Below are 24,364 nucleotides of genomic sequence, written 5' to 3' on the forward strand. Positions count from 1 at the left end.
AAGGCCGCTCCCGCCGTGAGCCGGTACGTCTCCGATGCGCTTGTCACTGAAGCGATCAGGACGCTTTTGTCGTCCCGGTCGACCGTCGAGCGTCAAGAATACGGACCATTTCCCTTACAGGTAAAGTCGTCGATGGCGCTGGAGTTCGGACCACCATCTTGCTCTCCGTCTCTGATTTGCGGAGCATCTAACTCTTCAGGCCGTGCCGGCGAATGACCATTCCTTCGAGATCGAACCGGGCGCAGCGGGCAACGTCGGCGGTCTTCCGGGCGCGCATCGGGAAGCACCGCCGGCGATCATGCGACGCCTGAGTTATAGGTCCTTTATCAGGACTCAAAGGAGCCATTTCAGCACCTGCTGACTCGCGACGGGCAGGTTGCGCATGACGATCATGTCATCGACCGAGTGTACCGGCACGCTGCCCAGTTCCTGGGCATCCCACAGCTCACGGGTGGGCGGAACGTCGCGGGTCAACGGGCTCTGGATATAGAAGATCCAGTCCCGTCCCTTTGCGTTTGCGAGGATCGGAGCGATGATCGTTCCAATGCCGGCGACCTCGACAGGCTCGTTCTTCCTGAACTCGATCCCCTCAATATCTCGGCTCTGTAGGTCGGCCAGCAGCTTGTCGATCGACTGGTTTACCCGCACGTCGTCGAGGGCCGGCATCGTGCCGTTCAGGACGTACTTCAGCAGTGCCGCACCGATCTTTCGGTCAAGTAGGCCGTGCTCGAATCGGTTACGGAAGCTCCGCAGACACCGATAGCAAGACGCGTCACAGTCCGCAGGGCACTTCTCCAACCGATCGAGCGCCTTCTCGAAGATCGATCGACCGTACCCGTGGACGCGGCGGGTGAACCCGGCGCCGCCGGCCAAGGTGTCGTAGACATAGATCTCAGCTTCCAGACCGTTGTTGCCGGCCTGAGTTAGCGCAGGGCGGTACTCAGCCTGAAGCTCGGTGGCATCGACATCGAGTTCGCCCGTGGCCGCGATGGTGAGGGCTTCGGCAATCGTTCGCAGCGCTACCTGGGTGGACAGCAAATCCGGTCGTAACGTGATCGGCTTCTCGACTTGGAGTCGAACCAGCAGCACGTCGGAGATGAAGTCGGTACCGAGCACCAGGCCGCGCGATGACGCCGACCCTTGACATTCCGGCTCACGCTCATCGGGATATGGCTTGGGATGGGTGCCAGTCACAATGCCGGTCGAGCCCTTCGTGGGCTCGATTAGGCCACAACGGGTGCAATAGTTGTAGCCCTCGCTTCTCGGCCCCGTGTTCGTGACCAGCAGGGTGTCGCGCCGGTAGGTCTGCTCGAGGCGATCCGTGACGTGATCCCAGGCGTCCTCCTCCTCTGGGCCCTCCGCTACCAGTTTAGCTCTCGTTGCGTAACTGTTTGCTGGCGCATCATCTGGGCTCGTGCCGGGGTCATCGCTCACGCGGTGGGCAAACCCGGGTGGACGCATCCAGTTCATCGCCTTGCCGAACTTGCCGACAGCACCGCAGGCCGGGCAGTCACGTTCTTCGCCGCGTTCCGCTTGATCATACGGGAAGTGCTTTGCATAGTGGCAAATCTGACACTCAAAGTAGAGCCATCGGTCACGCCATGCCTGGAAAAGCTCCTTGCGGACAGGTGCATAGATGGCGCCCGAGGTCCACTCCTTATTGTCGATCCATACCACCTTGCCCGGAGCGTATTGACTGAGCGCAATCGGCAGCCCCTGGCTGGGTTCGTAGCGGAACGCTGTGCGGAACGGTTCTGACTTGTCCCGATCGAAGACATGGAATGAGACCACGTCCGTGGGAAAGGCATATCGCGGCAGCACACCTTTGTAGAGCAGTCGGTCGAGCAGATTGGCCCGGCTGCGTTGTTCGGTCGGCAGTTCCGCTCCGTCTCCGGCAAGGCCCCGATCGTCGACCTCCTGTTCGGCAGGCGCCGCGTCTCCCTCTTCGGCCTGCGGAAGGCTGCCATCGTGCTCAAGGTTGAGAGCTGCGTCGATATCGTTCAAGGTTTTGGTGACCAAACCGTCGAGGACAGCCTCACGGCCAATCGGCGTCAGCTCGGACGGTAGCCAAGAGTCGACATCGCGACGCAGAGTTGCTTCGTGCTGCTTCAACCAATCCTCGAAATCAGTGCGGTTGAGAGGCGAGGTTGTCCCGGTGAACCCGCGCACCGTGCCCAGCACCTCGAACAATTGCGGTTGATCCTCGGGATCGATGGCGGGTAGCCGGTCTTGGTTGTAGCGTTGCAGTAGATAGGCGGTCGCGTGGCGTCGCGCAATCTCATCGTTGTCCAGTGTCAGGATCGGGTCGTCGACCTGCCCTCGGATCATGAGGTCGGGGTTGCGAAAGTAGTGGTCGTCGTGGGTGTCGGCGCTGCCAAACGCGATTACGGTCGCCACAGCGTTCCCGCGACGCCCCGCACGACCGGCGCGTTGCTGATAGTTGGCACGTGAGGGCGGCATGTTCCGTAGAGCGACCCCGGAGAGGCTGCCGATGTCGATACCGACCTCCATCGTGGTCGTACACGAGAGTACGTCGATGGCAGCCCGTTCTGGCTCACCCGGCCGTGGCAGGCCTACATTCACATCCTGGAACAGCAACTCGTATTCCTCGGCCCGGGAGAAGACGGCGTCGGACTGCGAAGCGTTGAGCTGTGCGGTGTGCTCGGCCGCGATGATGCTCATTGGTGGGTCGGGCGGCGTCCGCAGGGCGCGAGAGGTACTAGCCCGGTAGTAGCCCTTGCGCGCTTGGAAGACGCCGTCGGTCTCCGGATCGAGGGTGCGAACTTTTTCCGCGCCGCAATTGATGCACCTTTCCGATCCGGGAAATGGCCGTTGCGTGAACCGGCAGCGTTCGCAGTAGCCCCACTGGCCACCGGGCTCCAGCGCGACGTTGCCAGCCAACAGACGGAACTTCTGACCGCTGCGCTCGCAGAACTTGGTCTGGAGGGTCGGGAGCCAGGCTTGCTTGAACGTCTTCTTCGCTGCGGAGGTGCCGAGCCAACGCTCGATCGCCTGGAAACTTCCCGAGTGCGGTTTTACACCACCCTTCTGGCGCCACCATTCCTCGGTCATCGACGGGAACCAAATGCCACGGGCGGGGGTGCCCCACTGCGCCAACCACATGCGTAGCAGTGCAAGCTTCTCCTCATCGGTGGCCGCGATGCCGTCGATACGTGGAAGCTCTGCGAGCAATTCGCCAGTTAAGGTCGTTTTCTCGCGTAGGGATGCCAGCCCAAGCGATGTCAGGCCGTAGTACTTGTCGGTAAGGGCTGAGTACATGGCGCGCAGCAATGCCTGCGGCGGTGCTGCCGTCAGCATAAGAAGTTCCATTGTCGCAGCGAGGTTCCCAGTGAGTGCACCCTTATCGATGGCGCTGCCGACGTCTCGGAGGACGTGGAGTGACTCGGCCTGTCGGAGCTCAGGTCGCAGCCGCACTTTGAGTTCCTTGGCGCCAACCATGACGGCTAGGTAGAGCCGTTCTAGGCTAAACTGCGGCCCGATGCCCGGCTGTGCTACCAGGTCAGTCCATCCTCGAAGGATCAACGGACGAATTACGTCCCGCATCGAGTATGCCTGCAGATTTGGCGCCAAGCGCGCTGCAACTTGACGCGAGTCGGAGAACGCCAAGACCTTGCGACCGCGTAAGGGCGCAAAGTCGGTGTACGGCGCGCTCGGCGGCTGCACCTCGATCTGCCGGGCGACGAGAGCCTGGAACGGCTGGTCGCCCTTGGTCTGGTGATCCTGAACGGACGAACGACCGAAACCGGCAAGTTGGCCACAGACGCCGCACGGTTTGAACTCTCCGTTTGCCTCAGCCTGATCACCACCGTCGTCATCGTCGTCGTCGCTCGTAACCGCCTCGCCGCTCCGTAGCTTCGGGATAAACACGACTCGCCCGCGAGTCGGAGCCTTCGATGGGTTAAGGCAGCCTGTCACGAGGTCGATCTCGGCGACTTGTACCTGACCGGCATTGGGTTCCTCAAGCAGCAAGTCGAGCGCGGATAACTCCGGGATCGAGCCGGCAGTGCTGTGAAAGGCGCCCCCTTGCTCGTGCCAAAGGAACGATGGGTCCGCCAAGTCGTCGGTGTAACCACGGGCATATGCCGAGCCGCAGTGACGGCAGGTGTAGAACTCGAACACCCGAGCGCCGCAGTCGCACGTCGCCTGCGGCTGGGCGTAAAGCTTCCCGATCGGCCCAAACCCAGGTGGCAACGTACTCCGGTTGACGGCGTCGCACTCAGGGTCGAGGCATGCCCAGAGCCCGGGAAGCCCACGGAAAAATGCGTGGATGCGACACGGGAGCAGGCCCGGCTCGTCAGCTGCCCTCCGCGCGGCACTTCCCAGGGCGACGAGCGTCGTCACGGCTCGGTCGGCAACCGATGGCGCAACACCAGGGAAGATCGCCTGACCAAGCTCGCTGACCGGCTGCGCCTTCTGCATGGTCTCGTTGACCAGCAGGCACATCGGTCCGAACGACGTAAGTGCTTCATCGAGCAGCACACCGACGCCGCGATCACGGTCGCGGACTGCTCGGTACGTCAGAAGACCGGTGATCGCCTCGGTGCGTTGTGCGTCGGTCTCGCTGTTGTAGAAGTCGTCGAGCGGAACGGCTGCGAGCGTTTCGGCATCCGTACTGGTGCCCGCGCTGGCGCCAGCCCGGAGTGCCCACTTGCTGGTGACGGTGCGGAAGTCGCTTGCGTCCTTGCCGCTGAGCTGGGCCGCAAAGTCACGGGCATACTCGGGACTCGTGAAGCTAGCACTGGTACAGATCACCTGGAGACGCTCTGCCGGAATCCCTAGCCGAGAGCGGAGTCGACGCAGTAGCAGCGCGACCTCCGCCCCTGCTGCCCCGCGGTAGAGGTGCGCCTCGTCTACGATCAGGAGGAACTTCTCGTCGGGGTTGCCGCCCAGCCACTGGCGAGTGGCATCGAAGATGGGCCGCTCGAGCGGCCGCATCAACATGTACTCCAGCATCGAGTAGTTGGTAATCAGGGCGTCCGGAGGTGCCGTGATTACCTCATGGCGCGTCAACAACTCCGGGTCGTCGGGCTGAGTGACCGCCCGGATAAAGTTTCCATGCTTGTCTTGCCAGCGGGAGCCCTTGGGGCCGTACCATGCTTTGAGGTCCGGCTTGGCGGGCCACTTGCCACGGGCTTCGAGCTTCTGCTTGAGCGCCGCTGCTTGCTCATGCCAGGGCGATGTCGGGTCGCTGGCCTGGTCGATAAGCAGCACATAGAACTCCTCGATCGAGTCGAGGCGCTGTTGGTCCTTCTTCACTTTGCGGACGCCCGGATACAACGTGCGGCTGGTGTAACGCGCGAATCGCGCTGGCCGCCCCGCCCACGCATTGAACTGAGTGGTTACCCGCAGGTCGCCGAGCAGAAGCCGCAGACGACCGAGTTGGTCGTTCACCAGCGCGTTCATCGGATATAGAATCAAGGCGCGGATGGCAGGTGTCTTGAAGGATGATGGTCGATGTGCCGCCTCGGCTGCAAGCTTGGCAAGCATCGGCAAAAGGAACGACTCAGTCTTGCCGGAACCGGTACCGGTCGTGATCGCGAGGCTCATGCCGTCGAGCGAGGCCCACTCCAGCGCCTCAGCTTGATGCGTGTATGGCGGGTCATAGAGCAGCCGGTCGAGATTGCCGACCTTCGTGCTTAGCATTCCGAAGAGTTGGTGTACCACAGGGTCAAGATCCAAATCTGCAAAACGCCGATTCGTCCGGTATCTTGGCGTGCTCTCGATGAACGGCGCCTTGAAAAGCACGCCCTCAGTCTCCAGCAACTGACGACGCTGCTCGATGACTGCGGGGTGCCCGACGTGATACGTCGCCTCGATGTAGTCCCTCAACGCCGTTTGGATCTCAGCGATCGTCTCGGCGATGGTGGGAGCTTCAGACCCCACTTGTTTCCTCCTCTTGAACCATCCACAACATGTCAGCTAGGAACGCCACGACGTCGCCGATTGCGGCATGTGACACCCGATAGGAGAACAGAGCCCCCGGCGTCTTGCCGAGGGAAAGGCCGACCAACTGCATGTAGCGTTCAGCGAATCCAGGCAGCGGCGAGAAGAAGTCGAAGGTGGCGTAAGGCGTCACACCCGGCCGAATTCGGAATCGCTGTGGGGAGCCGCCCAGCGCATCGACGGCGGCTTGGTAGCGCCACGCTTCATCGCGTCCGGGGACGACAGGATTTTCGACCGGCAGTTCGATGAGGCGCTGAGCTACACCCTCCTGGAGGCGGAGCAAGCACCACAGATCGGCACCGTAGGCCTGTGGCCGGCGCGCGATGAAGTCGCGCGTGTCAGAGGACACTGGCGACCGCCAACGCCCCCGGTAGTACCGAACGGACGATGACGGATCGAGGATCGAAAGGGCATCGAGCTGACCGGCCTCGCCCGCGACGTCGAGGCGTGCGCGGTATCGACCGATAAGGTCCGCAGGCGATTCCGATGACGGACTCGCCACCCAGCGGTCCTTCGGAAGGTCCTGAAGTCCGAGCGCCATTAGTCTCAACTTAGCGGTCAATGGATCGAGTTTCAAAATGCGAGCGTGGCCCTCGTATTCGATGTTGAGAGCGAGATCGCCATCGATAAGCGGTGCGTCGAACGGCCGGATGCCCATGAGTAGATAAGTGCCGGAAACCCGCTCAATGTACGACGGAGGAGCTAGGTAGAGCAGGCGAGTTGATCGACCTCTGCCGAGCCGGAGCTCAAGCATATCGCCGGATGCCACCAACAACTCAAGCGCCTCGACGACGTCGTCGCGGCTGAGTTCTTGCCCATGCAGCGGGCGGATCGCGCCAAGTACGGCGTCGACCAGTCGACTGGGACTTGTTGGACACATGAAAGACGCAGCTCGGCGCAGCGATGCCGATACTCCCTCGCGCGACCTGAGATCGACGCTGTGTGCGTCCAACTTCAACATTGTGACGGCGATGCGCGACGCTTCATCGGAAGACAACTTCGTGAGTTTCACTAAAATCCCCGTTGCCCGCCAGCGGCGTCGCTAAGTGCCCGAGTGCCGAGCACCGCGAAGCGTGCCGCCCGGTAGAGGATCGGTGACTGGAGAACGCGATCCAGAACAGATTCCGCCTCCGATGGCTCCCACTCCGTGATTTTGCCCGGGCGGCCGGCGAGCATCAGGAGAAATCGGGACGTCGCTGGTTTGTCGGTGATGCCATGAGCGGCGAGCCTTGGCATGATCACGTGTTCAAAACCGGTCAGCAAACTGTCGGGCGTCAGCCATTTATAGAGACTGGAGGCAATGGTTGACGCGATCGCTTTGTGTGGGCCGAGCACGCCAACGGCGTCCTGCATGGCTTGGAGGTGCTCGGCGGCTTCGCTCGCCGTGGCAAGTCGCCGCTCTAGCCGGGCCCAATGACTGCCACCGATAGAGATACCAATGGATCGAGCGATCGCGTCACCGACGACCTGCTGCTCGTAGGTGGCGAAGATATCGGCCGGGAGATCAGCGCAAAGCCACTGTTGGTGTGCTCGGGCGAGGTGAAGTATTTCATCCGCTGACCGTGAAGGGGACGAAATCGCCGGTTGCGGAGGTAGCCGAAGAACTGCATTGGGGTTCGTCGGCAGGACGACAGCGGCCGTCACATCACCCGCCTTTGCAACTGCGAGGCCACCCCGGGCGGGCACGTCGAACGGTTCAGTCGCCACCTTGGGAACGGAGATCAGCGGCGCCTCGACGTCGAAAAGTTCGACGGTGGTACTTCCCCCATCGGTCCGGTCGACCAGGCTCGCAACGATGTGGTCATCGTGCGACCGCGTGAAGTGCCAGCGAAGTGGCTGAAACCCGCGTTCGCATGTTAGCGTCGCAAACCCGACTCCGTCTTGCCGCACGCTGACGACACATGACTCGGATTGGTCGTATGCATGGCTGAAGCGCCGGTCGGTTCGGATCGACTTCGCCATTGCCTTCCACGAGCCCTCGTCGACAGGCAGGCGGATCGACCGCTTCAATGCGGCCACGACCTTGTCGTCACTGGCACGAAGCTGTATCAGCAACTCAGCGCTGGCTCCCGCCGGACCGTCGATCGTGACGGTTGCGCGCTCATCCCAAAGTTCACTCAACGTCGGACGAGCAGGAGCAGCCAGCATTCGGATGCCCTCACCCACTGACGCACCTTCGCCACGCACCTGCGGATCACGGATCGTGATATCGAGCGAGCCTGCGGCTAGTTTTCGGCCGCCCTCTCCAAGCAGCACAGCACTAAGATCGTGAGTGCCAACGGCAAGGCCCTCTAGTGAGAACAGTAGTTCCATCTCACCGGGCGACCAGTCGAGGAAGTAGGTGGCGCCGTCGACGCTCACTCGGCAGCGTTGGGGGAGGAGATCGGAGCTGACACCGACCATGGCCGGCTCGCCGACGAGCCACTCGACGTCGCCGTCGCCGTCCCAAGCACTTGCGACGACCCCCACCGGGCGGATGTCGACGTGCGACATGACCGTGATACCGCTGTTACGTAGCGCAGCGGCATCGGACTCGCTGATCTGCTCGGGAATCGATAGCTCATATGCGCTGACTCCCTGCACGTCGATTGCGACCTGGGCAGACCAAGGGATGACAGCCGGCGTTGCGGCCTCAGGCCCGACGAGCACATACCGGCGACCAGGATGTACGAGCTTGCCCTTGACCTCAACTGCCAACCCGCCGCCCTGACGGCGGAACAGCCACCAAGGTCCGGGGGTGATGACGCACTGCTCGGCGAGCATACGGTTGGTCTTCTCGTCGCCGCGTTCCAACTGAAGGAACGGCTGGTTAGGCTGCGGCCACTTGGCGAGCCGCACCTCCTGTCCGCTGTAAAGCAAGGCGCTCGGCGGTACAGCCCGGACGGCTCCGTTCACCGTGCCCCGCGATGACCGGAGTTGGTCATACATGGCCGTCTGTCCGGCGGCGAGGGAGGTTAGGTCGGGCAACTCCGCATAGGCGGTCCAAGTAGTCTCGAGCCGCAGATGCAGGAGCGGATCAGTGGCGTGCGACAGGACCTTCATCCTGGTCGGCCCAGTCGTCACGGCACTCCGCTGCTGGAAGCCGCGGACGCGGCTCGCACTTCGTTGGGCCGACTTGAGCCATTGGCGGGCCTGTTGTTCTTCGGACAAGCCTTCGACAATCCGCTCCAGCGTCGATGGCAACAGATAAGGCGTCTGCTCTTCATCGCCTGACAAGAGCGCGGCGGCGACTTGGCCGACGAGCGTCGTGTTCTCGCAGAAAATCCTGAATCTTTCCGTATAAGTCGAGGCGCGATGAGCCAGCCGCGCACCGAGGCTGGCCGGATCACCGAGCAAATCGGACGTAAGCGCGCCTCTGAACTCAAACAACAACTGGGCGAGCTGACGCTGCAAATAGGTCGGCAAGACCGCGTGGGTGATTGGCCACGCGATGATCGTGAAGTTGGACGCGAAGGCCCCAGTTGGAACCGCTCCGCCATACTCGGTGGCGAACCTCTGGAACCAAGTTTTTACCCATGGGCGCTGATCACTGCGCCATCCGGGAGTCGACTGCTCGAAACTTGGCCAATACTCATCGCCCACGTAGCGGTAGCCAGACTCGGCCGCATAGACGACGAACGGGAGCCACCATCGACGGAGGCTTGCGCCGAGGCCCTTCCGCACCTCGAAACGGATGGTCGACGTTAAAAGATCGAGGTCGTCGCCCGACAGGTCGTGTTCCAGCGCGAACACCGGTGAACTTGACTCCAGCTGCTGCCTCGAGTGGTGCAAGTCTCTAAACTGAATGTGAAGCGACTCATGCAGGTATTGCAGTAGTTCGGTGGTGCTACTGGACTCGACGCTATACACAGCTGCACCTCCCTGCAACTATTCCACCCTGCGACATCGGCATGGCAGTGGAGTGGGACTTCCTGGTACGTCTGCGACCACGGGGTGTATGGTTGAGTTGTTAGCGGGCTCTACTTTTGAATCGAAGTATCTCAACGTAAACTAGCGTCAGGCTTTCCCTTCTGATCGTTGAGCATTCCATGCCGACTCGTTCTCGGCCACGCCGGAATGAGTTGCGTTTCGAATGGCAATCAACTCGTCTGTGAGTATCGGGCAAAGCAGCGGGGCGGCGACGGTGGCGAGTTCGGAAAGAAGGTACCGAGTGTTTCCGTTTCCGCCGCCGGTGCAAGAGTCAAAGGAACATCGCACGCTCCGTGAACCATTGCCAATTCGCGCTGTGACGCTGGCGACGAAGCCGTTGCTGAGGAGGGCGGCAATGGCGCTCAGGAAGTCGTCTTGGACGACGTCGGGCCGTTCGGCCGAGGTGTAAGCAACGGTGGCGTCGCCGTTCGATAGGCGCACCTCGGCAACCTCGACCTCCGCGTTTTCTGCTCGCCTCTTTAGTTCTGAAACCGATACTGTTTCGCGAACCGAAGTGCTCTCGGGTAGGTCTATGACCGATCGCGGGGCGAAATGTATGCGATAGCGAGGCGACTGTAACGTAAGAGTGTTTGACGTTATCGACCAGCGCGGAACGTCCTCCATACGGCGCTGCGGGGTCGCGACCACACGGCAAGCTTTGGCGGTTAGGCGATAGGCGCTATGTTGCAGTAGTCTTTGAAGATTGGCGTTGGCTGGGAAGTCGACGAGTTGGCAGAGCCGTTCAGTAGTAAGTCCGAAACCGAGGCCGTGCCAGAAAGTGTCGTCCTCGAGGTCTGGCATTTCAAGAACGAAACGCAGCGCCTCCTCGTCGAGGGTGGCCATCGCACCGGTGGCCCGAGGGAATTCACTCGGAGGAGCGCCTGAGCCAATCCACAGTGCGTGAAGTAGGCGGTTCATCTGGGATGCCCGGTGTGGATCAAGATTGGATTCATTCACGGCCACGGCTGCGCTGGTCGCTTCGTAGGCGGCGTCACGCGCTCCAGAGAAGCCAGCAGCAACCTGGCCGCTAATCTCGCGGGCGCGGCGGGTCGTGATGACCCCACGTCCGCCTTGAAGTATCGCGTGGGTGAGCAGCGCTACGATCGGCGTGGTATCACGTCCTTCAGCGAAGGCCTCTAGTCCATAGGGATTAGTGACGAGAGTGCGGCTTTCTTTAGTACGTTCATGTAGTACGGAGGCGTCTTCGTCCTCCTCTTCACGCATTGGAACCAGCGGCATGAGGATCGGCTGATCGTTGGCGAGGAGGTCGACGTCGCGAAGCAGGTCCCAAATGCGGTACGACGTGCGCAGGTAAATGCGACGATTTTCGTTTTGACCCGGCCACGATAGGATGAGATCCGGCACAAAAGAGTGGTTGAAGTGGTCTGTTGTCTCAATCCTCATTCGACTGTCGGCGGCGCGTAGATTGTCAACAACTGCCGCCTTGATGGCACTGATCCGTTCCCGTGGGCTCTCGCCCACCAAGCCGGTTATGGCGTCATCAAACTGGCTCACATTAGTCCTTTCTCGATGCGAGAGGACACGATCAGAGCACGGTCCTTGTCTGATATGAGGAGTTGTTCCTGTTTCTCGGAAAGAACGACTACCCAGAGGCGATCTGTTAGCTCGTTGACAAGGGATGTATCGATGCACGCCTGTGCCTCGCCTTCGTCTTCGACCCCAAATAGTCGGCGACGGTTAGCAACGCATCCCTTGATGATCGCGTCAGGGTCCCGGAGCTGAGTCCAGCTTTTTATGCGAAACGGGTGCCACGTCAGAAACATGAATTGATTGGCCCAACGAGCGTTTTCCCGCCAGGTGAGGTAGCATTTCGCAAGGAAGTCGTCATAATCGTTGCCGAGGCTGTCGCCAGAATAGTTCTTAACCTCCGCCATGAACGAATGGTTGTCGAAAGGCTTTCCGTAGAGAAATCCCCCGACATCGAAGGAGTAAGGTTCCTGGCCAGCATGCGGCCAACAAAATTCGAGTCGGCCGCCGGCTACTTCGTCCTCGTTGGTCCATGATGCACGAGTCCGAGTGGTCGCGTCGAGCCAGCGCTTGGCGCGCTGCGCCCCGTCAGCACCCTTCTTGTGCATCGCTTCGCCGGGCATGGAGGGAGGTTACCGTGCGACAGGAAGCGACCACAGCTACGGTGGTCCAGCGATGTCGTGCTCGTTGCTCGAGCGCGTGCCGGCCCGCACGCCACCCTGTTCGCCGCGAAGACTGTGGCGACGACAGTGGGAAACATCGGCGTACCGGTCAACGTGTGGACGCGGTCCGCGAAGGTGACCAGCGGCGCGGGTGCATGCTGCGGTGCGGTTCAGCCGCGGGTACCAATGCACGGTACGCGGGCTGCTGACGCTCGTCGCCGGGCTGTCCTCGGACACCGCCGACGTGCACTACCTAGTTGTACTGCCCAGGGTGGTTGGTCGAGATTGTGTGACGACACGATCTGATGTCGTAGGTAGGTGAAGGCCTCCGGTTGTGGAGTGGAGCTGTCTAGGAACCGCTCCGGCAACAGGAGGCCTTCGTGTCACACGCTAACGCCGCTCTGACCCCTTCGCGCACGTCTGCGTCTGGCGCGTCTGATCGTGGATGAGGGCTGGGCGTGCTGCTCGCCGCTGCCGACGAGCCCATGCATGCCGGACGCAAACGAGCCACCGCCATCCTGACGCGCCGCGTCAAGCAGGGTGTCGCCGAGTGGTACGCCTTGGAAGCGATGGAGAAGTCCTGGGACGGCTTCAAGGAACACACCGAGCAGGGCTTCAACATCGGCCGCCCGCCGTACGGCTACCAGGCCGAGAAGATTCCCCACCCGGTGCCGGCTCGCCGCGAGCAGGGCAAGACCAAGACTCGCCTGATCCTGGACGCCATCCGCGCCACCGTCGTCCGCTACATCTACGACCTGTACCTCTACAGCGGGCTGGGACTCCAGCAGATCCGCGACTGGCTCAACGCCAACCCCGATCTGTTCCCCGCCCCGACGCCGCCCGATCCCAAGCGGGCTCTCGGCAGGTGGTCGATCTCCAGCGTGTGGGAGATCCTTCGCAACCCCAAGTACACCGGCTACATGGTGTGGAACCGACGCGGCCGGAAGAGCGTGGGAAACCAGCTCAACCCGCCCAGCGAGTGGATCTGGTCCCCCGAGCCGACCCACGAGCCGATCGTGAGCAGGGACAAGTACCACACCGTGGCCGCTCGCGCGGCGGCCAACGAAGGCTCTCGCCGCCCAGCACTCAGCGGCGAAGAACAGTCCCAGCAACGAAAGTCCCGCGCCGACTACCTCTACCGAGGCCGGCTGCGCTGCGGCATCTGCGACCTCCGCATGGCCGGCAACATCCGCCGCCGCTCCGGCCGCCGCTACTACTTCTGCTACCCCGGCAAGACACGCTCGACCAACATCCCCGCCGAACATCCACCCACCATCTACCTGGCAGAGGACCCCTCCACGAAGCCATCGCCACATGGCTGACCTACACGATCTTCGGTAAGGAAGGACCGCCTCACCTACTGGCGCGAATGCTTCGACGCAGCCAACGACGACCAGAACAACGGCCGCGCCCCGGCAGCCACTCGACTAGCAGAGATCAACAACGACATCGCCGACCTCAACCGGCGATTCCGCCGCCAGGTACTCAACCTGGAAGCCGACGACATCACGCCTGCGGCGAGACGCCAAATCGCCACCCGCATCGGCGAACTCGAAGACATGATCGCTCGCCGGCAGGCCGAAGCCGATCAGACCGAAGCCGAGATCGCAGCCGCGCCACCCGGCCTCGACGAAATCACGGCAGCGCTAAACCGGCTTCCCGAACTGGCCGACACCCTCATCGGTCGGCCGCCCGAGGATCTCCACGCGCTATACGAGGCGTTGAACGTCCAGGTGCGGTACCACCCAGAGGATCGAGTCGCCGACGTAGAGATCACCTTGGCCGACGCGCCGGGGCTAAAACTTCCGCTACCAGCGCCCGCCGACCTACCACAACCGGCGTCGCATATCCGTTTGGTGCCCCCGGCAGGATTCGAACCTGCGACACACGGTTTAGGAAACCGTTGCTCTATCCCCTGAGCTACGAGGGCGTCATGATCCAGGCTAGCTGGCGGCGGCTGTCAGCGTACCGCAGGGAGCCACCAGAATCGTCAGCGCTGGCACCGGCACCAGCGGATCACCGATCCGTACCTGATCAGGGTAGTCGCTGGGAGCAGCGTGCCAGACAGGCAGGTTATCCGGCCCGACCACCCCGAGGCCGGCGCTTGTTACTGGCATCCGCGGTGGCAGAGAAGCTGTGGCTGCGTCCAGCGGAGCGGCTCCTGGGGCGTCGGCCGGGATTCGTACGATTGACGACGGACCTCGCTCCTGCGGCGGCCGACCGCCGATCACGTTGCTGAGAGCATCGGCATCGTGGCCTGCCTTTTTGATGGAGGACTCTGCCAACATGTCGCAAACCGACGCCATCAGCGGCGAACTGCGGTCGATGCGTGCCGGCGTCGACCGGGCCAGGTCGACCGCTACCGCCACCGCACAGGAGGCTGAGCAGGTGGCGACGAGGGCGGCAGCTGCGGGATTCACCGGGATCGTCGCCGGCATGTCGCAGGTACGAGAAGCGATCAGGAACGTCCAGGGTGGCCTGGACAACGTCCACGTCGCAATCGACCAGGCCTCGACCTCCGTCGTCGCGGTACCGAAGGAGGCCTCGCCAGCCGAAGTCATCGAGGCGCTGAATTGTGCGGCAGACAGGGTGGACACCGCGCACGACGGAGTCGGCTCGTCCATCGGCAAGGTCGACGACGCCCGGACCCTCGTCGTCAGGGTGTTGCAGGGTGGCGATCCGGGACCGCTGCTCTCAATGCTCGGGACCATCAAGGAGATCCTGTTGCTGGTCGCGCAGCAGGGCGGCGCGGTCAAGCAGTCACTCGCCTCGGCCGTCCACGACGCACGCCGGACGGGCAGCTCGGGAAACTAGGCCGGGCTGGCGGCAGCTCACCGGCGATGCCACGTTTGACTATCGAATACCGCGTGCCTCTCGCGGGCGACATTCCACTGGATCAGGGGACTGAACTCGCCACATCGGAAGCAACCGAGGCGCTGCCGCGAACAGGCATCAAGAGCTGACGGAGGTTTCGTCTCGAGACGCTGTCGGGATATCTCGTACGACCGGCGGTTTGGATCAGTACGACTCCCGGCCACCAGTCGAGACGGCCACGCCGGCCGTCTCGACGCCGCCCAGGGACCCTGGAACGACTGGTCGGGGTCGGCCGACGCGGCGACGCCGGACCGGCGGTCCCACCGCGAACAGTGTCGACGTCAGGCCGTCACACCGGCTGCCTGGCGCTGCGGGACAGTCCTGCGGCGCGCGCGCTGCCGGTGAGTGCGGCGGCGAAGAGCAGCAGCGCCGCCGGTACGTAGAACAGCCCCAGACCGAGCGAGAACACCAGTACGTAGAGGCCCATCAGCATGGTGGCCAGCCAGGTGACGACGAGACCGGCGGTTTGCCAGCGCCAGGCCACCGCAGCCGCGATGCCGGTGATCGTCACGGGCGGGACGATCGCCACGGCCGCTCCCGACGCACCCCCGTCGTCGAGGAGCAGCGGCAGCGTCGCGATGCTCACCGCCACTGCGGCGGTCAGCGCCGCCAGCAGCAGGGTCAGGGTGCCGTTGCGCAATGGCCGACGCCATAGAGCGAGGCCGATGACGACGGCGAGCAGTACGGCCAGGGTCAGCGCGATGAGCGTCGTGGTCCGCATGGCGACCACCTCCCGAATCTCGGACTCCATCGTGACAGAAGCGGACAGAACAAACTAGTCAACCATTGATGTGCACAACCTGTGGGGATCGAGGCTGATCTCAACAAATGTTGTGTCCAGTCTCCCGGGTGCGCGGAAGACAGCAATGGTGTCCCGGACTTAGTTTTTCCCGACTGTCACAACCAGACCCCCGGGAGGTGAAAGTGTTGATCACAAAAGCGCTCCGTCGCCTGCCCCAGGCAGCCATGGGTATCGGCCTCGGCCTGATCGTGGCGGCGAGCGCACCCACCGCCGTGTTCGCGGAGCAGCAGCAGAGTCCCGCCCCGAACGGAGATCTGACCGTCGAGGTCAGGGACGCCAAGTCGGTGCAGGGCAAGTACGGGCTGGCCGGCTCGCTGGTCGAGTACGACGCGAAGCGTACCGGCACTGACCAGGCCACGGTGACGGTCACGGTCAACGGCGTCGTGCTCACGGCGACCGTGGACTACGCGGCACGGACGGGTTCGTGGAAGGCCGACGGCAAGATCCTCGGCGCCGAGGGCAAGACCGCGCTCGCCGGCATGGAGAAGGCGCTGGCCGGGCAGTTCCGGCCGGGCAAGGCGGTGCTCGGCCCGCACGAGGCGCTGCTGCACCGGGCCGTCAACTACTGGTCCGAGGCCCCGGCCGGGTACGTGCTCACCGGCGACTCCTTCAAGGACGTCAAGGAGTCCGACGTACCCAAGCCGCTCACCGACGCCAAGGGTGCACCGCTGCCGCAGGCAGAGGAGTGCCTCAACCCGGCTACCGGCGAGCAGAGCGCGGCCGCCTGCCAGGAGGCGAACGAGGACGGCATCCTCTACACCGGATGCAGCGGCAGCCACGCTGAATGCCACGACGCCAACGGGCACTGCCACCGGTGCACCGCCGTCGCCGTCGGCAAGTCGGTGAACTGCAAGGGTCGGTGCGGTGGTGGCTGCTGCGTCCCGGACGGGCTCGGCATCTACACCTACGACTGCCTCGACCATGACCAGTGCTGCGGCGACCACGGCGGCTGCCTCAACCCCTGGGACGGCGAATGCGGCGACGAGTACGGGGAAGCCGACGAGGACTTCCTCCTGGGTAGGCAAAACTGTGGTTGGCAATGTTGACCCAGCACGACGACGGGAACTCCTCGCCGGCCGTGACCGGCGGCGAGGAGGGCCCCGTCGCCCAAGAGGAGGCGAAAGCGGAGGGGCCTTCGACGGGTACGGCGGGTCGGGCGTTCCGGTGGACGTTGTCGATGGTCGCGGTGGCGGTGCTGGTCGCCGGCGTGACGATGACAATCGCGAACGCCCGGGTACCGGAGGCACGTGTCGACCCTGGTGACGAGATCGTTGCGACGGTCGACGGTGCGGCCGTCTACGGTCTGGACGTCGGTCCGCACATCCGCACGAAGGCACCGTGGGTGGGTGTCGATCCGCCGGCCGATCCGGTCGACTCGGCGCTGCGCGACGCCGTCATCGTCCGGCTGCTCTCCGCCGAGGCGCGGCGGCAGGGCGTACCGGCCGACGACAACGGCGCGCGGAGCGTGGTGGACGGCCAGTTGAACGTGGCCCTGCTCGACAAGGAGCTGCGGGCACGCGGGCATCACCCGGAGAAGCTCACCCAGCCGGAGGTCCGCGCGTTCTACCAGGCCAATCTGGACCGGCTGTCCCGGTTCCGTGGCGGTACGGTGTCGGCGATCATCCTCACCGACCTCGCACAGGCGCGTGAGGTGCTGGGCAAGGCGGCGACGGCGGACGACCGGACGTTCGCCGAGCTGGTGGCCCAGTACTCGACCGACGTGGCGTCCAAGGCGAAGGCCGGACACGTCGCGGACGTCGACGCGGCGGCCGACGAGGTACCGCTGCCGGTCGCCCGGGTGGTGGTCTCCACCCGGAAGGCCGGCGACGTGGGCCTGGCCGAGACCGACGACGGTCGGTTCTGGGTCATCCGGATGGCGAAGGTCGAACTCCTGCCCGCCCCGTGGAACGCCGCCACGGAACAGCGGGTACGGGAACTGATGGCGAACGAGTGGCGGGGGCAGGTGATCAAGGACCTGGAGGCGCGGCTCCGGCCGGCGGCCGATGTCAGGATCAACCAGGACGCCCTGGACCGGTACCGCGCAGAGGTCGGGGACGAACTGGTGCCGACCGCCCGGGTCACGGCACCTCGCTGACGACCCCTGGCCCGCTGTCCCCATCGGTCACGGTGCGGGTAGCGGGCCAGCCGTCGGCGGCGACGGCGTGCCGGTCCCGTCCACGCCGCCTACCAGCCCGGCCTGGTAGGCGTACACGACGGCCTGGGCGCGGTCCTGAAGGTTCAGCTTGTGCAGCACGTGGTGCATGTGGGTCCGTACGGTGGCCTCCGAGACGCCGAGTTCGGCGGCGATGCGCCGGGTGTTGCGGCCACGGGCCACCATCAGCAGCACTTCCCGCTCGCGCGGGGTCAGCCGGCTGAGCAACTCGGGCGTCCGCTCCGGTACGACGTCCGGCTGACTCGTCAGCAGCCGGAGCCGGGTGGCGAGGCCGGCCGGCAGGAAGACCCCGTCCGCACCCTCCACCACCTGGATCAGCTGTGCCAGGTACCCGATGATGTCGCCCTTCGGCACCACCGCCCGAGCCCCTGCCGACAGTGCCGGAACCGGATCGATGCTCGTCGGGGTGTACGTCACGATCACCTTGGGGGCATGTCCGTTGCCGTTCTGCGCGATGCGTCGGATGACCTCCGCACACCCCCACGGCGGCAGATCACTGTCGACGATGGCCACGTCGGGGCGGAGCCGGGCCGCGAGCGAGACCGCCTGCACCGCGTTCGACGTCTCACCCACCACCCGGATGGTGGCGACCTGGTCGAGAAGCGCGCGGATGCCGGCATTGACGACGGCGAGCCCGTCGCAGATCAGAACGGTGATGGTGTTACCCGAAGAACCCATCGCGAATAACCCCCGTTGTGCCGGTGCGATGCCAGTGGTGTCACCGAGGCGTGCCTGCGGCTCAGCGGCGATCCGTGAAGTCCGCGGTCCGGCGGGCGGGCGGGCCGTCGGATCGTACCCGGGCGAGGTGGTCCAGCCGGGCAGCGTCCGCCTCGGCCAACGGGTGGTGGATCCCGAACCGCTCGTCACCCGGGTCGACGTATTCGTGTCGGTAGTCCATCGCCGAACGCATAGGCCCGCTCCTATCTCTTGTGCTCGCCGCTGGTGACCGTTCGAAACGCTTCGTCGTCGGGTCCGATCCGTCCGCCGTGACGGATCGGGCCGGGCCTCACGCCTCCAGGTGGGTCATGCCGCCGGATGGCGGGATCGAGGTCGGGGTCTGGATCGGGTTCGGGGAGAACATCTCGGGAGCCTCGACATGGGCGGTCAGCATCCGCTCGACCGCCGTGGCCGGACCGGGCGACGGCTGCCGGGTCGGGTCGAGGTGCCGGGTGAGCCGTTCGAGGCAGGCGTTCACCCAGTCACCGGGCGCAGGTCGATGCGCCACGATCCGGAGCGGGTCGCCCGCCGCAGCCACCCCGGCCCAAGCAACGCCGGTTGGTCGATTCGGCGCGCCCCCTGCACCTTGGGGAATCGAGGTCGACCGCCGTCGTACGCCAGTGCTCGAACGTCAGCCGGGACGGGTCGATCGACGCGACGGCCCGGTCGAGGCGATGCTTCAGATATTTCCCGAACATGAGGCGCGGCTGATACATCAGCTCGTCGCAACGCCGGTCGTCGCGGCTGCCACGTAGCCAGTCCGTGAGGTCGCCGGGCGCCCGGGGACCGTTCGACAGTCGATCCGACCGCATGTTCAGGCGGTCCGTGGAATCGAATGCGCAACCCGGCCCCTATTTCCTCGGACAAGTCGACGACCGTCGGGTGAACCAGGATGCCGGGTGGGTACGCGGGTATTTCGTTGACGAACTGCCAGACGCATGACACCCACGTCGGGTCCATCCCGATAACCGCCAGCGTCGTGCCCCCGTTGCCGGTCAAGTTTCGCCTCCCTGCGCTGCTGCTCCACGCAAAGTGCGTCGGCACCCGGCCACGTTGCGGCCCCGCTGAGCACACGAGTGCGCCCAGCAGTCCGTTACGGAGCCACACCATGCAAAGCCGAGGTCAGCGCTGGTGGCCGGCGGCGGGTTGCCGCCCCGGCCGTGCACGCTGGCGACAGGATGCCCGACCCTGCGGGCGACATAGTTCCCGGAGGCTCTCTGCCGCGCTCCTATGTGGCGCGACAGGAGGGATATACGAAGCAACCAACCTCAAACACCCCCGTGTCTGTTGTTGTGCATTCATTTGAGGAATCTGTCGGAGCCCTCGACCAGAGGATCGCAGATTAGGTGCAGTCGATATCAGGATCAGGTGCTCGACACTCGCCATAGCAGATCAACCGACGAGATCGACAGAAGACAGAGTATAGATCGCCATCTGGGCGGTCAACCCCTCGGTATGACTGATCATGAAAGACAGCCATAGGTGCTGGTCGTTGGCTTATTGACCGTAAAGGTCGGGTACGGTGGCGACCGTTCCCGCATGCCCGAACCAGATCCGTGGCGGAGCGGTACGCCGAAGATCGATTCCCCCGGTTCAGCGGGTACACCGGAGGTCAACGCCCGGCCACGAAAGCGTTGACGCCGGTCGACTCGGCGGAGAGTGCCCACAGCCGTGCCGCATCCGCCTCGTCGATCTCGCACCCGACGATGTCGCAGTCCTCGCAGTACAGGCCGCCCCGCCCGGCGAGCAGGGGCGGGGTGGCGGCCCAGACCCGCGTCGCCGCTCCCTGCGCGGCGGTGGTCTGCCAACCGAGCCCGGAGTATCGACCGGTGACGACCGCGAGCCGGCCGGTGAGGTCGATGCCCCGCAGCACCTCGTCGGCGGTGCTTCGAGGGCCGAACCGCGCATTGTCTGCTGTCGCTGCCATCCGGCGAAGCTATTGGCTTGACCGTGGTCGAGGTCAACGCGCGTATGCGCCGCACCGTGCTCGGCATCCCGGCGGAATTCAGCATCGGGCAGGTGGCTCGACGTACCGGCCTGAGCGTGCACACCTTCCGGCTGTACGAGCGTGAAGGGCTGCTCACCGGCCACCTTCGCCGCGATGCCGGTGGCCGTCGTGTTTACCTCGAAGCCGACGTGCAGTGGCTCGACAACTGCACGAAGTTCCGGGCGTCCGGAATGCCGCTGGTCACGATCCGCCGCCTCGCGGAGTTGCTGAGCGAGGGCCTGGGCAACGAGGCGGAACGCCTCGAACTGCTCCGCGAGCACCAGCAAAGGGGCTGGACCGGATCGACAAACTCCACGACTGCCTGGACCTGATCACGAACAAGGTCACCGCGTACGAGGAGGTGGTCCGGCAGGAAACCGCGGACCGCCTCTGGGGCACCCCACCAGCCGACCCCAACCCTAGCCCCGACGGCAGCAGCACAGGCACAGGCAATGTGACTGGCAGCTAACCAGCGCGATGACCGACGTGGGGAGGGCTCCGACGCCGGAACCCTCCCCACTCGGACCGACCGACCGAGACCCCCCCCGGACCAGCCAGCGGCAAACCCGCCCGGACCAGCCGACGGGTAACCCGCCGTGGCCGGCCGACGGGGAACCCGCCCGGACCAGTCGACGGGGAACCGGTCGAGGTCAGCCGACTGGGAACTGATCGAGCCACTCCTGCCAGGCCCGGTGGGCGCCGACCTGGTCTGCCCCGGCGTCGAAGAGGTGGTGGTTGAGGACCAGCGCGCTGCCCCGGTCGGTGCCGGAGTACAGGAACCGGTAGAGCGCGTCGTCGGTGCGTACCCCGAAGTAGGTGGGCAGGCCGGCGAGGTCGACGGTGCCCTCGATCGGCGCCAGCCCGTCGAGGACGAGCCGGGCCGGTGCACCCTCGACGACCTCGCCGGAGATGCCGAACGCCCCGGCCACGGCCGCCCAGACCTGGTCTGGTTCGCCGGCACCGGGCCGGAACGCGGCGACCTGCGCGGCGTGTCGCCCGGGAAAGTGCCGGACGTACGCGGCCAGGGTCCCCAGGTACATGTCCCAGCCGACCTGCATCGCCTCGTACTCGGTCTCCCAGTTGTCGCCGAGCACGCCGCTCTGCACCAGCCGCAGTACCGTACTGCCCTGGTCACGACCCTCGATCAGGTATTCGATGGCCATGAAGCCGCCGTCCGGCCCGGGTTCGGTGCCGTACGCGAACCGCTTGCCGGGCTCCCAGGCCGTCACCGTCGACTCCTCGGTGTGCCCGGCCATGGTGAACGTGTTCCGCCCACCCTCGCGCGGGTCCACCTCGGTCTGGCCCATGAACCAGGAGTCGATGCCGGGGCCGGTGGCGATCGCCGCCCAGACCTGCTCCGGCGTCGCGGCCAGCTCGATCTCCTTGCGCAGCTCGAACTTGTGTCCCACGGTTGGATTCTCCAATTCGCTGACGTGCGGAATCAGCCCGTCGCAACGGGCCTGCGGAAATGTCTCGTCCGCCACGGACGCACGGACGCACGGACGGGCGGGGCGGCGGAAGGTGCGGACGGGCGGAAGGTGCGGACGGCGCGGACGGCGCGGGAGGCGCGGGACCGGTCCGCCCGGGAGTTACCCGGCCGGTGCGGCGCTGCCGGAGTCGGCCGGGACGCTCGGATGCAGCGCGATCACCACGCGGTGGTCACGACCGCCGGACGCGGACTCGTCGTGGTACCTCCCGACCAGCGCCGTCACGGTCGCCGCCAGCTCTTCGGCGAACGCGGCCCGGTCGGCCGCCGAGGCGAACCGCACCTCGGCGTCGACGGCGAACGTCGCGACCCGTTTCCTGGCCCGGTCCGCGCCGGTGATCAGCGTACCCACGTCCTGGACGAGCCGGGCGGCGACGGCGAGCAGCCATCGGGCGGAGAGCCGGTCCGGGGACTGGTCCGGGTTGGGGCGCACGGCGGAGAGCGCGGTCGGGGAGATCACGTACGACGCCGCGGTGGCCCGCATCACCCGCTCGGTGACGTTGCCCTTGCGGCGCTCCTCGACCAGTTCGATCAACCCGTGCTGCTCCAACGCGCGCAGGTGGTAGTTGACTTTCTGTCGGGCCAGGCCGACCCGGGTGGCGAGCATCGTGGCCGATCCAGGCTCGGCCAGCTCGGCGAGCAGCCGCGCCCGGATCGGGTCGAGCGACGCCTCGGCCGCCGCCGGATCCTCGATCACTGCGATGTCGTGCATGGTCCCAGCCTGGCACCGACAACTCTTCTTGTCAAGGAAAGACAGGCTGTCGGTAAGCCGAGCGGCCGCGCGCGACCGGGACGCGACGCTCCCGACGGGGGCGCGGCGTGGTTCTCCCCGAACCGGCGGCACGGCGGGCTGCGACACCGACAACGTCGTCGATCTGGCCGACCTCGATCTGGCCGACCTCGACCGCGTCCCGTTCCAGCCCGTGCAGCGGATCCGGTTCGGCCGCCGCCTACTCGTCGTGGCGCCAGCCGAGCAGCCGCTCCGCCTTCGCACAGTCGAAAAACCCCCGGTTACCCCCGAGGTCGCCACGGATCGGCACGTCCGGATAGTGCCTGCGGCACAACTCCTCGCTCGGGATGCCGCTGGTGGTGCGCGGCGCCACCACGTAGCAGACCTCGTGCCCGGAGAAGTCGGCGGTGAGGGCGAGCAGGAAGGCCCGGGCCGCCGACCGGGCCAGGGTGTACCCCCACAGTTCGCGGGCGGCGAGGTCGGCGTACCGCGCTTCGGGCCGGACCACCGGCCGGGTCGGTCGTACGGCGTGCAGCCGCAGGCTGGCGATGCTCAGGTGGTCGTACCGGCGGGCGAAGCCGTCCGCCTGGACCTCGCCGATCCACTTCGACAGGCTGTACGGGTCCTCGCCGTAACCGGGGTGCCGCTCGTCGACCGGGAAGTAGTCGTAGCGCGGTCTCCGGCTGTACGCGCCGCCGACGGCGTTGACGCTGGAGGCCAGGCAGAGCCGGGAGATGCCGAGTTCGGCGGCGGCCCGCAGCGCGTTGTAGCTGGCGGTGACGTTGAGGTTGTGCACCACGTGGTCGCGCTCGTCCCCCGGCTTCGGGTACGCCGCCAGGTGCACCAGCGCGTCGCAGCCGTCCAGCGCCCGGAGCAGTTCCGGATAGTCGGTCACGTCGGCGCTTCGGCGTACCAGTCCGGCCGGCGGGTCGGTGTCGGCGTGCGGGGCCGACGGCCGATCGATCTCGACCACGGTGTGCCCCTCGGCCAGCGCGTGCGCGACCACCGACCGCCCGACGTGCCCCGCACCACCGGTCACCGCAATACGCATCGCACCATTCTCTGCCCGGGCGGAAAAATCGGCGCGGCTGTCGTTCCGGGCCGGACCCGTTCGTCGTCATGCTGTGCAGCAGGCCGCTGCGCACGACGACAGCGAGGAGAACGGCGTGAAGTACGTGTTCCTGATCTACGGCGACCCGACCGACGACCCGACCGCACCGGAGGCGGTCCAGGCGGAGATCGACGCCTACTGGGCGTACGACAAGCTGCTCGCCGACGCGGGGGCGCTGCTCGACAGCCATGCGTTGCAGGGCACCGAGACGGCGACGACGGTGCGGCTCGGCGGGGGTGGCGAGCGTACCGTCACCGACGGACCGTTCGCGGAGACCCGGGAGATCCTCGCCGGCTACTACCTGGTCGACCTGCCGGACCTGGACGCCGCCATCGGCTGGGCCGCCCGCTGCCCCGGCGCCCTGCGAGGCAAGATCGAGGTTCGGCCGATCCAGGAGTTCGAGGCGCCGTGACCGCAGCGACGACCACCAACAGCCCGACAACCACCAACGGCCCGACAAC

General features: G+C 65.2%; 19 protein-coding genes, 1 tRNA gene and 1 pseudogene. 6 read left to right on the forward strand and 15 right to left on the reverse strand.

Annotation, left to right across the window (positions count from 1 at the left end; genetic code table 11):
* Positions 1–333: 333 nt before the first annotated feature.
* From Pen02_RS28160 to Pen02_RS28180, 5 genes are all read right to left on the reverse strand, one after another.
* A complete protein-coding gene (locus Pen02_RS28160) occupies positions 334–5,904 on the reverse strand; it encodes a DEAD/DEAH box helicase (protein ID WP_203869152.1) in 5,571 nt (1,856 codons plus the stop codon).
* Positions 5,894–6,976 carry a hypothetical protein gene (locus Pen02_RS28165; RefSeq protein WP_203869153.1) on the reverse strand — a complete coding sequence of 361 codons (1,083 nt, stop codon included), beginning with the start codon at positions 6,974–6,976 and terminating at the stop codon, positions 5,894–5,896. The genes Pen02_RS28160 and Pen02_RS28165 overlap by 11 nt, the downstream gene beginning before the upstream one ends.
* Entirely contained in the window at positions 6,976–9,696 is a 2,721-nt protein-coding gene (locus Pen02_RS28170; protein WP_203869154.1) for a hypothetical protein, read from the reverse strand. The genes Pen02_RS28165 and Pen02_RS28170 overlap by 1 nt, the downstream gene beginning before the upstream one ends.
* Positions 9,697–9,960: 264 nt before the next feature.
* Positions 9,961–11,388, reverse strand: a complete 1,428-nt coding sequence (locus Pen02_RS28175; RefSeq protein ID WP_203869155.1) for a hypothetical protein — start codon at positions 11,386–11,388, stop codon at positions 9,961–9,963.
* The gene (locus tag Pen02_RS28180) at positions 11,385–11,984 is read right to left on the reverse strand and encodes a hypothetical protein (protein ID WP_203869156.1); all 600 of its coding nucleotides are present in this window, start codon (positions 11,982–11,984) and stop codon (positions 11,385–11,387) included. Before Pen02_RS28180 ends, Pen02_RS28175 begins: the two co-directional genes overlap by 4 nt.
* A 497-nt stretch (positions 11,985–12,481) precedes the next feature.
* On the opposite strand from Pen02_RS28180, the gene Pen02_RS28185 reads away from it, so the two are divergent.
* Positions 12,482–13,345 carry a recombinase family protein gene (locus tag Pen02_RS28185; RefSeq protein WP_203869157.1) on the forward strand — a complete coding sequence of 288 codons (864 nt, stop codon included), beginning with the start codon at positions 12,482–12,484 and terminating at the stop codon, positions 13,343–13,345.
* 532 nt (positions 13,346–13,877) lie between these two features.
* Here Pen02_RS28185 and Pen02_RS28190 read toward each other — a convergent pair.
* A tRNA-Arg gene (locus tag Pen02_RS28190) sits at positions 13,878–13,953 on the reverse strand.
* Positions 13,954–14,291: 338 nt separating this feature from the next.
* Here Pen02_RS28190 and Pen02_RS28195 point away from each other — a divergent pair.
* Entirely contained in the window at positions 14,292–14,837 is a 546-nt protein-coding gene (locus Pen02_RS28195) for a DUF6244 family protein (protein ID WP_203869158.1), read from the forward strand.
* 349 nt (positions 14,838–15,186) lie between these two features.
* Here the strand turns inward: Pen02_RS28195 and Pen02_RS28200 are convergent, their stop codons facing one another.
* The gene (locus tag Pen02_RS28200) at positions 15,187–15,618 is read right to left on the reverse strand and encodes a hypothetical protein (protein ID WP_203869159.1); all 432 of its coding nucleotides are present in this window, start codon (positions 15,616–15,618) and stop codon (positions 15,187–15,189) included.
* Between the two features lie 203 nt (positions 15,619–15,821).
* Here Pen02_RS28200 and Pen02_RS28205 point away from each other — a divergent pair, with 203 nt between their 5' ends.
* The gene (locus tag Pen02_RS28205) at positions 15,822–16,745 is read left to right on the forward strand and encodes a hypothetical protein (RefSeq protein ID WP_203869160.1); all 924 of its coding nucleotides are present in this window, start codon (positions 15,822–15,824) and stop codon (positions 16,743–16,745) included.
* Positions 16,739–17,794 carry a peptidylprolyl isomerase gene (locus tag Pen02_RS28210; protein WP_203869161.1) on the forward strand — a complete coding sequence of 352 codons (1,056 nt, stop codon included), beginning with the start codon at positions 16,739–16,741 and terminating at the stop codon, positions 17,792–17,794. Before Pen02_RS28205 ends, Pen02_RS28210 begins: the two co-directional genes overlap by 7 nt.
* 27 nt (positions 17,795–17,821) lie before the next feature.
* On the opposite strand, the gene Pen02_RS28215 is transcribed toward Pen02_RS28210, so the two are convergent.
* The 5 genes and pseudogenes from Pen02_RS28215 to Pen02_RS28235 all read right to left on the reverse strand — a co-directional run bounded on the left by Pen02_RS28215 (position 17,822) and on the right by Pen02_RS28235 (position 20,516).
* Complete coding sequence (locus Pen02_RS28215) at positions 17,822–18,550, reverse strand: response regulator transcription factor (RefSeq protein ID WP_203869162.1); 729 nt, start codon at positions 18,548–18,550, stop codon at positions 17,822–17,824.
* Positions 18,551–18,611: 61 nt separating this feature from the next.
* On the reverse strand, positions 18,612–18,782 hold the full coding sequence (locus tag Pen02_RS28220; protein WP_203869163.1) for a hypothetical protein: 171 nt from the start codon (positions 18,780–18,782) through the stop codon (positions 18,612–18,614).
* 96 nt (positions 18,783–18,878) lie between these two features.
* Positions 18,879–19,097 carry a hypothetical protein gene (locus Pen02_RS28225; RefSeq protein ID WP_203869164.1) on the reverse strand — a complete coding sequence of 73 codons (219 nt, stop codon included), beginning with the start codon at positions 19,095–19,097 and terminating at the stop codon, positions 18,879–18,881.
* Positions 19,072–19,413 (reverse strand): annotated as a pseudogene (locus Pen02_RS43070) (FAD/NAD(P)-binding protein); the annotation flags it as partial. The gene Pen02_RS28225 and the pseudogene Pen02_RS43070, both read right to left, overlap by 26 nt.
* A 788-nt stretch (positions 19,414–20,201) precedes the next feature.
* Complete coding sequence (locus tag Pen02_RS28235; RefSeq protein ID WP_203869166.1) at positions 20,202–20,516, reverse strand: hypothetical protein; 315 nt, start codon at positions 20,514–20,516, stop codon at positions 20,202–20,204.
* A 23-nt stretch (positions 20,517–20,539) separates the two neighbouring features.
* On the opposite strand from Pen02_RS28235, the gene Pen02_RS28240 reads away from it, so the two are divergent.
* The gene (locus Pen02_RS28240; protein ID WP_239141427.1) at positions 20,540–20,908 is read left to right on the forward strand and encodes a MerR family transcriptional regulator; all 369 of its coding nucleotides are present in this window, start codon (positions 20,540–20,542) and stop codon (positions 20,906–20,908) included.
* A gap of 318 nt (positions 20,909–21,226) precedes the next feature.
* Here Pen02_RS28240 and Pen02_RS28245 read toward each other — a convergent pair whose 3' ends face one another.
* The 3 genes from Pen02_RS28245 to Pen02_RS28255 form a co-directional block, all read right to left on the reverse strand.
* A complete protein-coding gene (locus Pen02_RS28245; RefSeq protein ID WP_203869168.1) occupies positions 21,227–21,985 on the reverse strand; it encodes an SRPBCC family protein in 759 nt (252 codons plus the stop codon).
* 180 nt (positions 21,986–22,165) lie between these two features.
* Positions 22,166–22,774 (reverse strand): ArsR/SmtB family transcription factor, encoded by a 609-nt coding sequence (locus Pen02_RS28250; RefSeq protein ID WP_203869169.1) that lies wholly within the window; start codon positions 22,772–22,774, stop codon positions 22,166–22,168.
* Positions 22,775–23,012: 238 nt separating this feature from the next.
* Positions 23,013–23,843, reverse strand: a complete 831-nt coding sequence (locus tag Pen02_RS28255; protein ID WP_203869170.1) for an NAD-dependent epimerase/dehydratase family protein — start codon at positions 23,841–23,843, stop codon at positions 23,013–23,015.
* A 115-nt stretch (positions 23,844–23,958) separates the two neighbouring features.
* Between Pen02_RS28255 and Pen02_RS28260 the strand changes: the two genes are divergently transcribed.
* Complete coding sequence (locus Pen02_RS28260; RefSeq protein ID WP_203869171.1) at positions 23,959–24,315, forward strand: YciI family protein; 357 nt, start codon at positions 23,959–23,961, stop codon at positions 24,313–24,315.
* Positions 24,316–24,364: the final 49 nt, after the last annotated feature.

It is taken from the genome of Plantactinospora endophytica, assembly GCF_016862915.1.
In the GTDB taxonomy this organism is placed as follows: domain Bacteria; phylum Actinomycetota; class Actinomycetes; order Mycobacteriales; family Micromonosporaceae; genus Plantactinospora; species Plantactinospora endophytica.

Excerpts from the sequence above, each read along its gene's own strand:
- Pen02_RS28215 (WP_203869162.1), bottom strand. The coding sequence starts at position 18,550 with ATGGGTTCTTCGGGTAACACCATCACCGTTCTGATCTGCGACGGGCTC.
- Pen02_RS28195 (WP_203869158.1), top strand. The coding sequence starts at position 14,292 with ATGGAGGACTCTGCCAACATGTCGCAAACCGACGCCATCAGCGGCGAA.
- Pen02_RS28255 (WP_203869170.1), bottom strand. The coding sequence starts at position 23,843 with ATGCGTATTGCGGTGACCGGTGGTGCGGGGCACGTCGGGCGGTCGGTG.
- Pen02_RS28200 (WP_203869159.1), bottom strand. The coding sequence starts at position 15,618 with ATGCGGACCACGACGCTCATCGCGCTGACCCTGGCCGTACTGCTCGCC.
- Pen02_RS28180 (WP_203869156.1), bottom strand. The coding sequence starts at position 11,984 with ATGCCCGGCGAAGCGATGCACAAGAAGGGTGCTGACGGGGCGCAGCGC.
- Pen02_RS28220 (WP_203869163.1), bottom strand. The coding sequence starts at position 18,782 with ATGCGTTCGGCGATGGACTACCGACACGAATACGTCGACCCGGGTGAC.
- Pen02_RS28250 (WP_203869169.1), bottom strand. The coding sequence starts at position 22,774 with ATGCACGACATCGCAGTGATCGAGGATCCGGCGGCGGCCGAGGCGTCG.
- Pen02_RS28210 (WP_203869161.1), top strand. The coding sequence starts at position 16,739 with ATGTTGACCCAGCACGACGACGGGAACTCCTCGCCGGCCGTGACCGGC.
- Pen02_RS28235 (WP_203869166.1), bottom strand. The coding sequence starts at position 20,516 with ATGGCAGCGACAGCAGACAATGCGCGGTTCGGCCCTCGAAGCACCGCC.